General features: G+C 54.5%; 14 protein-coding genes. 8 read left to right on the top strand and 6 right to left on the bottom strand.

What is annotated here, in order from left to right:
- The first annotated feature begins 16 nt into the window (after positions 1-16).
- From AC0L7R_RS08030 to AC0L7R_RS08015, 4 genes are all read left to right on the top strand, one after another.
- Complete coding sequence (locus AC0L7R_RS08030; RefSeq protein WP_473660149.1) at positions 17-487, top strand: YbaK/EbsC family protein; 471 nt, start codon at positions 17-19, stop codon at positions 485-487.
- Positions 488-608: 121 nt separating this feature from the next.
- Positions 609-1,046: a DUF2852 domain-containing protein gene (locus AC0L7R_RS08025; protein WP_473660147.1), complete on the top strand. Its 438-nt coding sequence runs from the start codon at positions 609-611 to the stop codon at positions 1,044-1,046.
- A gap of 49 nt (positions 1,047-1,095) precedes the next feature.
- On the top strand, positions 1,096-1,512 hold the full coding sequence (locus AC0L7R_RS08020; protein ID WP_348107166.1) for a DUF2852 domain-containing protein: 417 nt from the start codon (positions 1,096-1,098) through the stop codon (positions 1,510-1,512).
- A 182-nt stretch (positions 1,513-1,694) separates the two neighbouring features.
- On the top strand, positions 1,695-2,513 hold the full coding sequence (locus AC0L7R_RS08015; protein ID WP_473660145.1) for an arginyltransferase: 819 nt from the start codon (positions 1,695-1,697) through the stop codon (positions 2,511-2,513).
- Here AC0L7R_RS08015 and AC0L7R_RS08010 read toward each other — a convergent pair.
- From AC0L7R_RS08010 to AC0L7R_RS07995, 4 genes are all read right to left on the bottom strand, one after another.
- Positions 2,510-4,546 carry an EAL domain-containing protein gene (locus AC0L7R_RS08010; RefSeq protein ID WP_473660143.1) on the bottom strand — a complete coding sequence of 679 codons (2,037 nt, stop codon included), beginning with the start codon at positions 4,544-4,546 and terminating at the stop codon, positions 2,510-2,512. The genes AC0L7R_RS08015 and AC0L7R_RS08010 overlap by 4 nt on opposite strands.
- Positions 4,547-4,635: 89 nt before the next feature.
- Positions 4,636-6,990: a TRAP transporter large permease subunit gene (locus AC0L7R_RS08005; protein WP_473660141.1), complete on the bottom strand. Its 2,355-nt coding sequence runs from the start codon at positions 6,988-6,990 to the stop codon at positions 4,636-4,638.
- 12 nt (positions 6,991-7,002) lie between these two features.
- Positions 7,003-7,974, bottom strand: coding sequence for a TRAP transporter small permease subunit (locus AC0L7R_RS08000; protein ID WP_473660139.1), 972 nt, complete (start codon positions 7,972-7,974; stop codon positions 7,003-7,005).
- 119 nt (positions 7,975-8,093) lie between these two features.
- Positions 8,094-9,176 carry a TRAP transporter substrate-binding protein gene (locus AC0L7R_RS07995; protein WP_473660137.1) on the bottom strand — a complete coding sequence of 361 codons (1,083 nt, stop codon included), beginning with the start codon at positions 9,174-9,176 and terminating at the stop codon, positions 8,094-8,096.
- A gap of 250 nt (positions 9,177-9,426) precedes the next feature.
- On the opposite strand from AC0L7R_RS07995, the gene AC0L7R_RS07990 reads away from it, so the two are divergent.
- The 4 genes from AC0L7R_RS07990 (at position 9,427) to yghU (ending at position 13,059) form a co-directional block, all read left to right on the top strand.
- Positions 9,427-10,872 carry a cache domain-containing protein gene (locus tag AC0L7R_RS07990; protein ID WP_473660135.1) on the top strand — a complete coding sequence of 482 codons (1,446 nt, stop codon included), beginning with the start codon at positions 9,427-9,429 and terminating at the stop codon, positions 10,870-10,872.
- Entirely contained in the window at positions 10,869-11,501 is a 633-nt protein-coding gene (locus tag AC0L7R_RS07985) for a response regulator transcription factor (protein ID WP_247128963.1), read from the top strand. Before AC0L7R_RS07990 ends, AC0L7R_RS07985 begins: the two co-directional genes overlap by 4 nt.
- Before the next feature lie 2 nt (positions 11,502-11,503).
- Positions 11,504-12,070, top strand: coding sequence for a YdeI/OmpD-associated family protein (locus tag AC0L7R_RS07980; RefSeq protein ID WP_473660133.1), 567 nt, complete (start codon positions 11,504-11,506; stop codon positions 12,068-12,070).
- Positions 12,071-12,195: 125 nt separating this feature from the next.
- Entirely contained in the window at positions 12,196-13,059 is an 864-nt protein-coding gene (yghU, locus tag AC0L7R_RS07975) for a glutathione-dependent disulfide-bond oxidoreductase (RefSeq protein ID WP_473660131.1), read from the top strand.
- A 56-nt stretch (positions 13,060-13,115) separates the two neighbouring features.
- Here yghU and AC0L7R_RS07970 read toward each other — a convergent pair whose 3' ends face one another.
- Together AC0L7R_RS07970 and AC0L7R_RS07965 are read right to left on the bottom strand one after the other, a co-directional pair.
- Entirely contained in the window at positions 13,116-13,505 is a 390-nt protein-coding gene (locus AC0L7R_RS07970; RefSeq protein WP_348108977.1) for a hypothetical protein, read from the bottom strand.
- Positions 13,506-13,507: 2 nt separating this feature from the next.
- On the bottom strand, positions 13,508-13,873 hold the full coding sequence (locus AC0L7R_RS07965; RefSeq protein ID WP_473660129.1) for a hypothetical protein: 366 nt from the start codon (positions 13,871-13,873) through the stop codon (positions 13,508-13,510).
- Between the last annotated feature and the right edge of the window lie 232 nt (positions 13,874-14,105).

The raw sequence follows: 14,105 nt of genomic DNA, 5'->3' as shown, positions 1-14,105 counted from the left end.
AGGCAAGGACGGTCCCATGAGCAAGAGCTTGAAACGAGTGAAAGCAGCCCTCGAGGCCGCAGGCATCACAGCAGACGTGATGGAAATGGGAGAACTGACCAAAACCGCGCAACAAGCGGCAGACGCGGCTGGGTGTCATTTGGACCAGATCGCGAAATCTGTGATCTTCCAACGCTTGGACAGCGGTGACGCGGTCCTGTTCCTGACAGCGGGCGGCAATACGGTCAACGCAAAAAAAGCCAGCCACGTCGCAGGCGAACCGCTCGGCAAAGCGGACGCGGCGCTGATCCGTAAGCAAACCGGCTTTGCCATTGGTGGCGTGTCCCCTGTCGGGCACCTGAACCCGATACGGGCGTTCGCGGACCCCAGATTGGCGGAATTCGACGTTATTTATGCGGCAGCGGGCACGCCAAGACACATTTTTCCAATCAATCCGGACGAACTGCTACGAATTTCAAACGCGCAAACAGCTGATTTTACGAGCTAATCTCGATTAATGTAAAGAACATTTACATTACCCCTTGCAAGGATGCGCCACACCTCCCATCTTGAGTAATGTAAAGGGCATAAACATAAGACCCTCTACCTTACACACAAAGGATTTTGAGATGAACACCGCAACCCTGAACTCCACGTCTTCCATGGGCACACAGGCCCCTGGCTTTTTTGCCCGGACCGAAGCGTGGTTGGACGCACGCGGTCGGGCTGCATGGATCACGGCGATGGTCGGCAGCTATATTGTTTTCTGGCCGATTGGTCTGGCGATGACGGCTTATATGGTCATCAATAACAAATTTTCGGGCACGCACAGCCGGAAACGCTGTCACCGTGGGTCACATTCTGTTCACATGAACCGTTCCACCGGCAACGCAGCCTTTGACACGTACAAAGACGAAACGCTGCGCCGCCTGGAAGAAGAACAGACGAACTTTGAGGAATTCCTCGAACGTCTGCGCGAAGCGAAAGACAAAGCAGAATTCGACCAATTTATGGACGAACGTGGTCATCAGAACAAATCTGACGACTCTGCTGATACCTCTCACTAATGGTTCAACGGGTCCCTTCGGGGGCCCCATTTGATTTAGGATTTTTTCGATGACCCACACACCGCCCCCCGCACAACAGATGCCGGTCGCTGTCCAAATTGTTTCAACCGTGTTGTTTGCAGGGTTTGCTATTCCGGTCACCATTGTCGCGCTGAATGTCTTTTGGCCGGCAGGTATCGCAATCGCAGCCATCCTTGCATGGCGCGGTGGATTTGCACCGGGAATGGGGAACAGCATTGACATGGCAGCCCTTGGTGAAGCCGTAAAAACCGTTTCCCCCGAAGCCGCGCAACGGCGCAGCGGCAACGCCAGCTTTGACCGGTACCGCGACGAAATGCTGGAACGGCTCGAGCATGAGCAAGAAAACTTTGAAGATTTCTTGGACCGCCTCCGCGCTGCGAAAGACTCGACTGAGTTTGATCAGTTTATGGATGACCGTGCAGGCAGATTGTCTGCATCGTCCTAAGACGGGTGTCCCCCCATCCCCGTCGCGCCTTGCCTGTGTCCCCGGGCAAGGCGCCCCTTTTTTGAGCGGTTGCACGAAAGAACGGCATAAGATTGCTTTGTAAGAACCTCGCTATTTTCGGGGGGCTTGGTTTGTGCAATATTGCTTGCTAACGTCACCCTAGTTCATTTCGCCAGAGTACCATGCGCCACACGCTTCCCATCGCGCCGCAGTTTTATGTCACGGCCCCGCAACCCTGCCCTTACCTTGAGGGCCGGATGGAACGGAAGTTGTTCACTGCTTTGCAAGGTGACACCGCAACCCGTCTGAATGATAGCCTGTCCAAACAGGGATTTCGGCGGTCGCAGAACGTGCTTTACCGCCCGTCATGTTCGGAATGTTCGGCCTGTATGTCTGCGCGCATCCGTGTGGCGGATTTTGTACCAACAAAATCCCAAAAACGCGTTAGGAACCGCAATACGAACCTGTCACGCCGCGCGACGTCGCCTTGGGCGACTGAAGCGCAATACGACCTGTTCCGGCGTTATCTGGATAGCCGTCATGCGTCCGGTGGCATGGCCGACATGGACATGTTCGAATTCGCAGCCATGGTCGAAGAAACCCCGATCCGGTCCCGATTGATCGAATATACCGACAAGGAAACAGAAGATTTGCGGGCCGTATGCCTGACAGATATTCTCGATGACGGGTTGAGCCTTGTGTATTCGTTCTTCGATCCGGATTTCGACCGATCGTCGCTGGGTACGTTTGTCATACTCGACCACATCGCCATCGCGATCGACCTTGGCCTGCCCTATGTCTATTTAGGCTACTGGGTGCCAGGATCGCCGAAGATGGATTATAAGTCCAAGTTCAGCGGGTTAGAGGTTTATCACAACCGTGAATGGGCCCCAATTCGCGAACCATCGGACTACGATAGCGCACTACATCCCCTCAGCACCGATCCCATCGCTGAACAAGTGGCACGGATCAGCCTGCCAGACAGCCGCCCAACGGGTTAAGCGATCTTCGGTCCGCGGGCCTGTTTCATCGTGACATTGCGAACATCGCCGACTGGCATTGGTTTGCCAAAGAAATACCCTTGCACCGCGTCACAACTTTCTCCGGCTAGAAATGCGATTTCTTCTGCAACCTCTGCCCCTTCCGCAAGAACCGGCACATCCAACGCCCCACCCAACAAAAGTGTGGCGCGCACAATTGCAGCGTTTTGTCGACTTTGATGGACGTTGTGTACAAAGCTGCGGTCAATTTTGATTTTATCAAACGGAAAGGCCTGCAGGGTCGACAACGACGAATATCCGGTGCCAAAATCGTCCATCGCAATGCGTATCCCCATCGATTTCAGTTTATGCATCACGGCAAGCGCGTTGTCTTGATCCTGAATGATCGTGGCTTCGGTGATTTCGACCTCTAGGCGTTCAGGCGCGAGCTGGCAGTCGTCCAAAATCGCAAGAACCTGCGTCACAAAATCCGGCTCTATCAATTGCTGCGGTGATACGTTGACGGCAATCGGATAAGGTTGATTCCATGTCGCAGCTTCCTGACATGCCGTCCGCATCACCCACATTCCGATATCCTTTATCAAGCCGGTTTCTTCGGCCAGTGGAATAAAGACATTCGGGCCGATCAGCCCTCTTTCAGGATGCCGCCAGCGCAACAGCACCTCAAAGCCAATGATGGCGTGACTGACGATGCTGTTTTGAAATTGGTAGTGTAAAAATAACTCTTCACGGTCAATCGCCTTGCTAAGATCACCCATTAAGGCCTGTTTTTCACGCCTGCGTTGCTCGATTTCATTGTCATAAAACTCGATCTTGCTGCGCGACTGGCCCTTAGCCTGATACATTGCCAGATCCGAATATTGTTGCAGCGTTTCCAGTTGATCCCCATCGTCCGGGTACGTCGCGATCCCGATGCTGACCCCAAGTTTCAGATCAGACATACCTAAATATAGCGGTTCGCCAATAGCGGTTTGCAGGCGCATGGCAAATTCGCGCGCGTCATCTCGGTCGGTCAAATCCGACTTCAACGCCGCGAATTCATCACCCCCAATACGTGCAATGAATTCATGATCTTGCAGCACGGCATTCATTTGATCGGCGACATGTCGCAGCACGATGTCACCCGTCGCATGCCCCATCGTGTCATTGATCTGTTTAAATAGATCCAAATCAATCGTCAGAACTGCAATCCGGATTTGGTACCCCCGATCAACCCGTTTTTGCAGACGCGCGGCACGTTCTGCAAAGCCCAATCGATTTGGCAACGTCGTCAGCAAATCGCGGCGCACCGCATCGCTTAACTTGCGTTGCGTATCCGCGCTCATTTCAGTTTCAATGACAAATGTGGTGAAGCCGATCAACAGGATCAGGCTCACCACCGTCAAAACGATAAACCCCAATACGAAGTTTGAAATCAGGCGCGCCGGCACAATATAGCTGGGGTCAGGGACAAATGTCGCTGCAGCCATCCCTGTGAAATGCATGGTGCAAACCGACAAAACCATCGCGACCGTGGCACCCGCCCAGCAAAACCGTGTCACAGGATGCATCACGCGGTGCACCATGATCATGCCAAATACGCTGCCGAAAATGATAGACAGAATGACGAGGTCTGCATCCCATTCAAACCGCCCCGGGACTTGTAGTGCTGCCATCCCAATGTAATGCATTGCGGTCACGGTCAGGCCGAACAACGTGCCGCCCACAACGCTTCGCCATCGCATCTGCGGCATTCCGGCAAGTGCGACAGCCGCAGTACAGCCGCCGATAGCAATGAGCAGTGATAGCCCCGTGAGAACGGGTTCATAGGCGGTCGTTTCCGCAGGGCTATACCCCAGCATCCCGATAAAATGGGTCGCCCAAACAGTGGTCCCTGCAATCATTGCGGCAAGACCCAGATGCAGTTGACGTCGCCTTCTACGCAACGCCTTGGACCGCATCAGAAGCACGACCGTCAAAGCCGCACCAATCGTACATACGAACGCCGCCACGATGACAAAGCCACCGTGGTGGGCGTGGACAAGATCGGACATCGCGTGGTTCATAAAGAAAGCCCCGGTTCTGCGCTCTGCATAACCGGGGCTTCCTAAGGTTTCGTTGACGCGGACCTAAACCGCATCCGTTAGTTCAGCAAATTTGGAACAATTGTCACCACCGCCGGGAAGGCCGCAAGCAACGCGAGACCCGCAACTTGGATTCCGATGAATGGCATCACACCGCGATAGATTTGACCCGTCGTGATTTCCTTTGGGGCAACACCCCGCAAGTAGAACAAGGCAAAACCGAACGGTGGCGTCAGGAACGATGTCTGCAGGTTCACCGCAATCATGATCGTGACCCACTTCGGATCGAATGTACCGCCGTAAATAACAGGACCAACAATCGGGATCACGATGTAGATGATTTCAAGGAAATCAAGCACGAAGCCCAGCACAAACAGCACCAGCATCACGATGATGAAGACCTGCCATTCACTGTCGAATGACCGCAGGAACTGCTGAATGTAGTGCTCACCACCAAACGAAATCAGCACAAGGTTCAACAACTGCGACCCGATCAGAATGGTAAAGACCATCGACGTGACCTTCGCTGTTTCGCGGACCACTGGGGACAGAACCCCGCCCGTGAACAACACGCCACATGACCAGATCAGACCGAACATCGAGAACAGGAAGGCTGCGAAAGCAACCAAGTAGGCCACGTAGTTTTCGAACAACACGACTTCTTGGCCGAGGCGCATATCAAAGTTCGTGCCGACCAGCAGCATGATCATGATTGCAGCAGTGGTATAAAGCACCATGTTGCCGGACTTGCCCTGCTCTTGCAGCTTGCGGAAGGTGGCCAACAGAATGGCCCCGCCTGCCCCAAGTGCCGCCGCCGGTGTCGGGTTTGTAATCCCGCCAAGGATTGACCCAAGCACGGCGATGATCAGCACCAACGGTGGGAAGACCACTTTGACGATCTCATTGGCAAACAAACGTGCAGATGCATGTTTCATGCCGTAGAACACCGCGATCATTGGCAATGCGATCAGGACAACGGTCGTTCCCGGTGTCGTCAATGGCCCGATCAACAGGATATCGACCAACAACAAGGCCAGCACGCCAGCCGCACCCGCGATCAGCGGTGCCGCGTTTGCAGACGGTGCAACACCGCGTGCCAGTACCAGCGTCAGACCTGCCAGCAATGCGATCAGACCGATACCGGTACCGATCGGTGCCGCTGCCGCTACTTTCGCGTCCACAGCTGCCGCACGTTCTTCTGGCGACAATTCACGTGCTTCGGCAACGCCGCCCGCATCATCAATCGCGGCTTGTTCGGCCAGGGCCGCAGCCCAAGCTTCCGCACCGTGCAATTCCTGCATAGAGGCTGCGCATTCTTCACCAACATTGGTCCGCAAGGACGCCGTTTGGCCCGCATCTGTGTAGCTATCGACGATAACTGTCTGGGACCCGCGGATGTCGAATGCACCGAAGGCGATGAACACCGCGATCAATGCGATAGGTGCACCAAGGAACCACAACAGCGCTTCGTTACGTGTGATGACTTCACCGCTAGACGCTTCGCCCATTTCCACGGGTGGGGCCTTCGATGGGTTCAGCAATGCGAAACCAAATGCATATGCGGCGTAAAGGAATGCCAACAAGATACCCGGCAACAAAGCGGCCTGGAACAACGTCCCCACAGACACAACCGCGGGCTCACCAAGAAACGTCAGCGCGTCTGAACAGCCAGCCAATTGGGCGCGGTCTTCTTGTGCAGCGGAATACAGGTCGCCCGCGAGCGTCCCGAGAAGAACGATCACGATGGATGGCGGAATAATCTGACCCAGCGTACCGGATGCGGCAATCACACCAGTAGACAGTTCCGGCGAATAGCCGTTCTTCAACATTGTCGGCAGCGCCAGCAGACCCATGGTCACAACAGTCGCACCAACGATCCCTGTGGACGCCGCAAGGAACGCCCCCACGATCACAATGGACACAGCCAAACCACCCGGCAGCGGGCCAAAGACCTTCGCCATTGTTGTCAGCAATTCATCCGCAATACGGGACCGTTCCAAAACGATGCCCATCATGACGAACATTAGCACAGCCAACAGCGTCTCGATCGACTGACCTGCCAGAACACGTTCGTTCATCCGGTTCACCAAGAAGCCAACGTTCCGATCCAACGCCATTTCCCAGCCTTGCGGGAACAACGCCGTTTCATAAATCGGCAAATCGGGGTTTCGGAACACCGATATGGCGTCAGGTCTGACCCCTTCTGCGATCAAGGCCGCATAGGCGTCCGATCCAGTGTCGATGGCCTCATGGATCAAAAGACCCGAGCTATCGAGTGCTGCAATCACAGCGAATGAAATGACCGCAGAGCCACCAATCGCAAAGGCCACGGGAAACCCTGACAGGATGCCCGCAAAGAGCGTCAGGAAAACAATGATAATACCGACTTCTACGCCGTCTAATCCAAAAAGCATGGTCTTTGGTCCTTAATGAATTTCAGCGACGAGTTCAGCTTGCGCGTCACCCAGCTTGTCTTTGTCGAGGTATTTGCCTTCGCTATCCTCGCCTTCTTTGCGCTCAAGGTATGAACGGTAGAAGAACGCGATGGCTTGCAAGATCACCATCAAGGTGAAGACCACGAGCAGAATTTTGAACAGGAAGTAGGCGTTGAACCCGTTTGGTGAAAACCCGATGGTCTCAATATTCCAGCGTAGTGCACGGGATTTACCCAGCAAACGTTCAAGACTATCAGACGCGGATGGGTTCGGCACCACAAGGTGACGCCACAGGAAGAACCAGCCGTAAAGCCATGTCAGCAATGCGGCAGGCACCATGAACAGCATGGCCCCGATCATATCGATCGTGCGCTTGGCACGGTACGAAATCGCGGAATATACAAGGTCAACACGCACGTGGCCGCCTTGGACGAATGTGTATGTGGCGCACAAACAAACGATCATAGCGTTGTAAAGCTTCAGTTCTTCTGACCACCAGCTGACGTCTTTGGTAAAGGCTGACCCGAACCCGAGCGATATTTCGGACACCGCAAAAATACGCTGCATAAAAATGATCATGATCTGCTGGAGAACCATCAACAGGCCCGCCCACGCAAAGAACCGACCCACGCCGTTGGCAAAACCTTCCAACACGCGCACGCAAGCCCACATGAACTGATTGCGGAAGAAACCGACGATTGTGATCGCCAAGAAGATGGCGAACAACACAAAGAACAGCTCAGCCGAGGCACCGTAGTAAATGAACCGCATCACGGATTCTTTGTTCGACCAATCCAGCCACTGACCCGGATGGGCAAAGGCGTAGACCAAGTTGAACGGTGCTTCGAGAAGGTTGCCGAAGAAGTATTGGATGGGGCCGCCCATCTCAAACTTATCAAGACAACTGATCGTGTCTTCTGCAGATGCACGGAAAAATCCCGTGCAGGCGATATCGTCTTCCATGATGTCCCCCAAAATGCGTGGGGTCCCTCCCCGGGCCCGCACCACGCTAAATTTTCAATGGTGGCCCGACGCCAATATGACGTCGGGCCGAACCTTATTGGCTAAAATTCCCTGGGGAATTACCCCATTACACGGTCACGCTGGGCGCGGTACGCACCTTCGGACTTCTGGATCCAACCAGAAGACGCAGCCATGGATGCGTTGTAAGACGCGCGCAGGCGGTCATACAGGTCATCACCAGCGTACTGGTCAAGCGTTTCGCGTGCTGCGTCGCCCATTGCATCCCAAACAGAGTCAGGGAATTCCAGAACTTTTACGCCGCCAGCTTGCAGGCGCTGCAGTGCTGCACCGTTGTTGTCCATGAACTGGGCAAGGTTCCACTGGTGTGCTTCGCCAGATGCGATCTCGATGACCTTCTGGTGTGCAGGTGAAAGGCTCTCAAACACGTCGAGGTTTGTCGCGAGTGACAGGGCAGCGCCCGGCTCGTGCATACCAGCTGTGTAGTAGAACTTTGTGATCTCTTGGAAACCAGCTTTTTCATCTGCCCATGGGCCGATCCACTCTGTGCCGTCGATGGCGCCAGATGCGAGAGCTTGGTAAACTTCAGCACCTGGAAGGTTCTGAACGGATGCGCCCATTTTACCCAGCGCTTGACCACCAAGACCCGGCATACGGAACTTGAGACCTTGGAAATCTTCTGGACCGTTGATCTCTTTCGAGAACCAGCCACCAGCCTGTGGACCAGTGTTACCTGCGAGGAAGGATTTCAGACCAAAGATGGAACCCAGCTCGTCGTGGAATGCGCGGCCTTCACCTTGGTAATACCAGTTAGAGATTTCCTGTGGCGTCATGCCGAAAGGCACGGATGTGAAATACGCGTAACCAGGGTGCTGGTTGACGAAGTAGTAGTCAGCACCGTGGTACATGTCAGCCTGACCAGATGTCACAGCGTCAAACACTTCGAACGCACCGACGAGTTCGCCAGCCGCTTTCAGGTCGATGGTCAGGTCACCATCTGTCATTGCAGTGATTGTGTCAGCGGCACGCTGAGCTGCGTCATGCACACCAGCAAGGCCACGGCCCCATGTTGTGACAAGCGTCAGTGTACGCTTGCCCTGCGCGTAAGCAGGTGCTGCCAGCGTAGTTGCTGCTGCAGCTGTCCCGCCAAGCGCGGAATTTTTAAGAAAAGAACGACGATCCATTTGGTTTCCTCCCATTGGTATTCCTCACAGAACGCGCACCTCCCAGTGGCGCACTGCGGATCATTTCGTAGGCAAAAGCTAGCCTAGTCGTCCGGAAGGTAAAATACGTAGTTCTGCGTAGTTTGCGGTCGAATTTGCAGAAATTGCGATTTTTCTGAACAAAGTTTGGGCGCTAACAGCCAATGGTCCAGCAAAACGCCCTGCGATTCGGATTTGATTCGTCGGGGATTCGGGACTATCCCCGCCCCCCATGAAAGACATCTTTCACCGCCTGCGCGGCGCACTCAGTTTCAGTTACGGGCAAAAGCTTTTTTTGCTGGCAACGGTCCCGTTGATCCTTGCGGTGTCCGTGATTTCGATTGTCGTGACCAACCAATCGCGCGATTTGGCCGAACGCGAAATTGCGGCGCTTGAGGCGCAGCTGATCGCCACCAAACGCGAAGAACTGAAGAACTATCTCTCCATCGCACGCACCGCGTTTGTGAATACATACGGACGGGCAGCCCCAGATGACGAAGCGGCAAAACTTGAGGTTTCTCAATTACTTTCAGCCATTCTTTATGGTCAAGACGGCTACTTCTTCGTGTTCGATTACGACGGTAATAATCTCGTCGCCCCGCGTCAGACCTATCTGATCAACCGCAACTGGACCGGCCTTGAAGACGCCAGCGGCATTCCGATTACAGACGAATTGATCCGGATTGCGCGAACTGGCGGGGGCTATCACAGCTTCGATTGGCCAAAGCCGTCGACGGGCGAAACAGGTCGGATGATCGTCTATGTGAACGGCTTGCAAGACTGGCGATGGGTCGTTGGTACCGGCATCTTTATCGATGACGTGCAACAGACGGTTGCATCCGCACGCGCCGAAGTTGAATCGCGAATCGCGCAGACTTCCGTTTACATCGTGGCGATTGTCATTGTGGCCCTGCTTGGCGTGTTTCTGAGCGGATTGGTGATCAATATCCGTGAGCGGCGTTTGGCCGACGTGAAACTCAAGGCGCTGACCCAACGGATCATCGACACCCAAGAAGAAGAACGCGGACGCGTGGCGCGTGAACTCCATGACGGGATCAGTCAGATGCTCGTTGGGGTCCGATATGCGCTAGAGTTGACCAAGCGACGTTTCCAGATCAACGATGATCGTGTGGGTGACAGTCTTGATAAAGGCATCGACGGGTTGGGTGGTGCGATCCAAGAAGTCCGCCGCATTAGTCGCGACCTGCGCCCCGGTGTCTTGGATGATCTCGGTCTCGGCCCTGCCCTGCAATCGCTGGCGGATGATTTTGCCCAACGGACCGACGTGACCTGTAGCGTGGAAACTGTGGTCTTCCGCAACCGGCTCGATCAAGAAGCCCGCATCGCGCTGTACCGGATCGCCCAAGAGGCGCTGACCAACATCGAACGCCACGCCGCCGCGCAAAACGTGACGATATCGCTCAAGGGGAAACGCAGCGGTGCCCACCTAATCATCACCGACGACGGAAAAGGCATGCCAGCCCAGAAATCCCAAGCCCGCACCAGCGGTGGTCTTGGCCTGCGCAACATGCAAGAACGTCTAGAACAGATCGGAGGGACATTGCGCATCCGCTCTTCGACACAGGGCACAATGATTGAAGCCCAAGTCCCTCTGACACATATGCTCCGCCCAGAGGCAGGCAGCAATGACGACGACAACCAAAGGAAATCCGCATGAACGTCCGTGTTCTGATTGTAGACGATCACCCCATGGTCACCGAAGGCATCCAAGCGATCCTTGAAAGCTATGACGACATCACGGTCGTCGGTGCACTGAACAACGGGCGCGAGGCGGTTGAACAGGTCGGTGATCTTGCGCCTGACGTGATCTTGATGGACCTCAACATGCCGGACGTCAGCGGGCTGAACGCCACCGAAATGATCCTAGAGAAATGCCCAGACACGCGCATCTTGATCCTGTCGATGCACAACAGCCCCGAATACATCAACACTGCCCTTTCACACGGCGCCAAAGGGTATGTCCTGAAAGACGTGCCGACCGACGAGATCAAGACGGCAATTGAAACTGTGATGGCGGGGCAGCAATACCTGTGTACGGGGGCGAAAACATCGCTATCGCCGCGTATCGCAGACGGGCGCGAACCACTGACAGGGCGCGAACAAACGATCCTGCTGGAACTGGCGCAAGGCAAGTCCAACAAAGACGTGGCCGCGACGCTGAATATCTCTGTGCGCACGGTCGAAACACACCGCAACAACATCAAACGCAAACTCGGGATTTCCAGTACAGCTGGGCTGACCCGCTACGCAATGGAACACGGCGTACTCCAAGGCACAGGACGTTAAGTGTGGACGACCCTGTCTTCTTTACATCCAAGAACGACTTTGCGGCTTGGTTCGCAGAAAATCCCGCAGCAACAGAACTTTCCGTTGGTTACTACCGCAAAAGAACTAATCGGCCCAGCATCACATGGTCTGAATCCGTAGACGTCGCACTATGCTACGGCTGGATCGACGGGGTGCGCAAATCCATCGACGATCAAAGCTACAAAATTCGATTTACGCCTCGCAAAATCAATAGCGTATGGAGTGCCGTGAACGTCAAAAAGGTGCAGGAATTCATCCCGCTTGGGCTGATGAAACCAGCGGGGCTGCACGTCTACAACAACCGTAGAGACACCAAAGGCTACACATCTGCGGACCGTAACGTCCCGCTATCGCCGGATTTTGAGGCACAAATCAAAGCCAACCAGGCAGCATGGGATTTCCTCAATGCGCTCGCACCATCCTACCGACGGGATTCCATCTGGTGGGTCATGAGCGCCAAACGCGAAGATACACGACTAAGACGGCTCGGTATTCTGATTAAATCTTGCCAGGCGGGGAAGAAAATCCCGAGCATGCGCAAGACATAAACACCCGCCACGAGATCGCTAAACTGTGATGTGCCCCTGCTATTTTTAAGGTGGTGGTTTTACATCCGCTCGGCCACCCCTATGTCACTGAACACAACTTGAACAACGCGCTCAAAGGACACAACATGATATATACGCCCCCCAAAGTCTGGACATGGGACGCCGAGAGCGGCGGCAAGTTCGCCAATATCAACCGCCCCATCGCAGGTGCGACCCACGACAAAGACCGCCAAATCGGCAAACACCCGCATCAGCTTTATTCGCTAGCAACGCCCAACGGCGTCAAAGTCACGATCATGTTCGAAGAACTGCTGGCGGCAGGTCACACAGACGCCGAATACGATGCGTGGTTGATCAACATCCAAGAAGGCGACCAATTCTCGTCCGGCTTTGTTGAGGTGAACCCGAACTCCAAGATCCCTGCCCTGTTCGATGAAACCAACGGCGTGCGTATCTTCGAATCCGGCGCGATCCTGCTGTATCTGGCGGAAAAATTCGGGGCGTTCCTGCCGGCCGATCCAAAGGCACGGGTTGAGACCCTGAACTGGCTGTTCTGGCTACAAGGTTCCGCGCCCTATCTCGGCGGCGGCTTTGGCCATTTCTATGCCTATGCGCCCGAAAAGTTCGAATACCCAATCAACCGCTTTGCAATGGAAACCAAGCGCCAGCTAGACGTCTTGGACCGGCGTTTGGCCGAGGCCAAATATCTGGGCGGAAACGACTATTCCATCGCCGATATGGCAACCTTCCCATGGTACGGCGCGCTTGTGCAAAATCTGGTCTACGAAGCCGCCGAATTCCTCGACGTTGCATCCTACAAAAACGTAAACCGCTGGGTGGACGACATCGCAGCACGTCCGGCGGTGGTACGCGGGAAGATGGTGAACAAAGCATGGGGCGACGAAGACCAACAACTGCGTGAACGCCATGACGCCAGCGATTTCGACACCCAAACATGGGATAAAATCAAACCAGTAGACGCTGAGTAAAAGAATCGGTGCCAAGCACTTACGGGTTCTTGGCACGTTCCGCGCGGATGAAATCGTTATTCAGTAGTTTTAGGAGCTGGCCCTACGGTGGTCTGATCTGGATTGAACCATCCATCCACCACGGAGTCGGTTGTGTCTTCAAGCCCCTGATATTGCTCGAAGACCGATTTGGGTTTCGATAGGAAAACGCCCTTCACGAAGGTCGCCGTCATGTTGGCTTCCTTTGGGAAGGCGACAATAAATCCCGCCACGCCTACGAAAACAACGCCTAAAAAAACAAGTGCCGCGATGAAGTCGCGCTTTAAGCTAGGACGCACGGGCACTTGCGGGTCGGTAAGCTGCTGCTTTTTGGTCTCATATTCCCATTCGCTGATCTGGAGCAGGCGTCGCTGCTCGGCCAATTGCGCGAGGATATCAGCCTGAGTGGCTGTCTGCTTGGGTTGCATGATCAGTCGCCTTTCCCAAGCATCGCCGTAAAGATGGTCAAAGCCGCACGGATGTTCACAAACACCCACTGGTAGCCTCGAAGGATCCAGTAGCGTTCAACAACATCGGAGCGATGGAAGTGCCGGAGTTCACTTTCCACCGCACGATCTACGAACTTCCGGTTTGAGCCGCAAATGTCATTACCTAACAATTGCCCCGTTGCGGTGATCACGAAGGCAGTAAAGATGACTGCGACGATTTCGAACCAGTAACCCTGGTACATTTCGGGCAGGTCACGCTCAAACAGGAGCATGAAGACAAATGCTGCGACACCTCCCGCCATCAGGGTCGAACCTACGAGAAAGAAAAGACGGGCGATGTATATCATTGGGTAAGCCTTCAACTAAATATCGGCCAACAAATATGCAGCGACTTGGGCCGGAGTATGGCTAGAACAATACCTAATTGTGAGGCTAACCTGCACGTACAGGTCTTTTCATCAGTGCGCGTCAGCACTGCCCCCACCCCGATAAGGTACCATTGACCAGCGACGCAGTACCCATCTCACCTATTCCAAAACTTGAACACACGTATTCCCCCACCGAATACCTCATATGTCG

The organism is Yoonia sp. D2-7, assembly GCF_055809435.1.
The sequence above is the reverse complement of the archived record's forward strand: the minus strand, read 5'-3'. Positions and strand labels throughout refer to the sequence as shown.

What these genes read in the sequence shown, in the direction of transcription:
- AC0L7R_RS08030 (WP_473660149.1), top strand. Translation starts at nt 17, where the DNA reads ATGAGCAAGAGCTTGAAACGAGTGAAAGCAGCCCTCGAGGCCGCAGGC.
- AC0L7R_RS08025 (WP_473660147.1), top strand. Translation starts at nt 609, where the DNA reads ATGAACACCGCAACCCTGAACTCCACGTCTTCCATGGGCACACAGGCC.
- AC0L7R_RS08020 (WP_348107166.1), top strand. Translation starts at nt 1,096, where the DNA reads ATGACCCACACACCGCCCCCCGCACAACAGATGCCGGTCGCTGTCCAA.
- AC0L7R_RS08015 (WP_473660145.1), top strand. Translation starts at nt 1,695, where the DNA reads ATGCGCCACACGCTTCCCATCGCGCCGCAGTTTTATGTCACGGCCCCG.
- AC0L7R_RS08010 (WP_473660143.1), bottom strand. Translation starts at nt 4,546, where the DNA reads ATGTCCGATCTTGTCCACGCCCACCACGGTGGCTTTGTCATCGTGGCG.
- AC0L7R_RS08005 (WP_473660141.1), bottom strand. Translation starts at nt 6,990, where the DNA reads ATGCTTTTTGGATTAGACGGCGTAGAAGTCGGTATTATCATTGTTTTC.
- AC0L7R_RS08000 (WP_473660139.1), bottom strand. Translation starts at nt 7,974, where the DNA reads ATGGAAGACGATATCGCCTGCACGGGATTTTTCCGTGCATCTGCAGAA.
- AC0L7R_RS07995 (WP_473660137.1), bottom strand. Translation starts at nt 9,176, where the DNA reads ATGGATCGTCGTTCTTTTCTTAAAAATTCCGCGCTTGGCGGGACAGCT.
- AC0L7R_RS07990 (WP_473660135.1), top strand. Translation starts at nt 9,427, where the DNA reads ATGAAAGACATCTTTCACCGCCTGCGCGGCGCACTCAGTTTCAGTTAC.
- AC0L7R_RS07985 (WP_247128963.1), top strand. Translation starts at nt 10,869, where the DNA reads ATGAACGTCCGTGTTCTGATTGTAGACGATCACCCCATGGTCACCGAA.
- yghU (WP_473660131.1), top strand. Translation starts at nt 12,196, where the DNA reads ATGATATATACGCCCCCCAAAGTCTGGACATGGGACGCCGAGAGCGGC.
- AC0L7R_RS07970 (WP_348108977.1), bottom strand. Translation starts at nt 13,505, where the DNA reads ATGCAACCCAAGCAGACAGCCACTCAGGCTGATATCCTCGCGCAATTG.
- AC0L7R_RS07965 (WP_473660129.1), bottom strand. Translation starts at nt 13,873, where the DNA reads ATGATATACATCGCCCGTCTTTTCTTTCTCGTAGGTTCGACCCTGATG.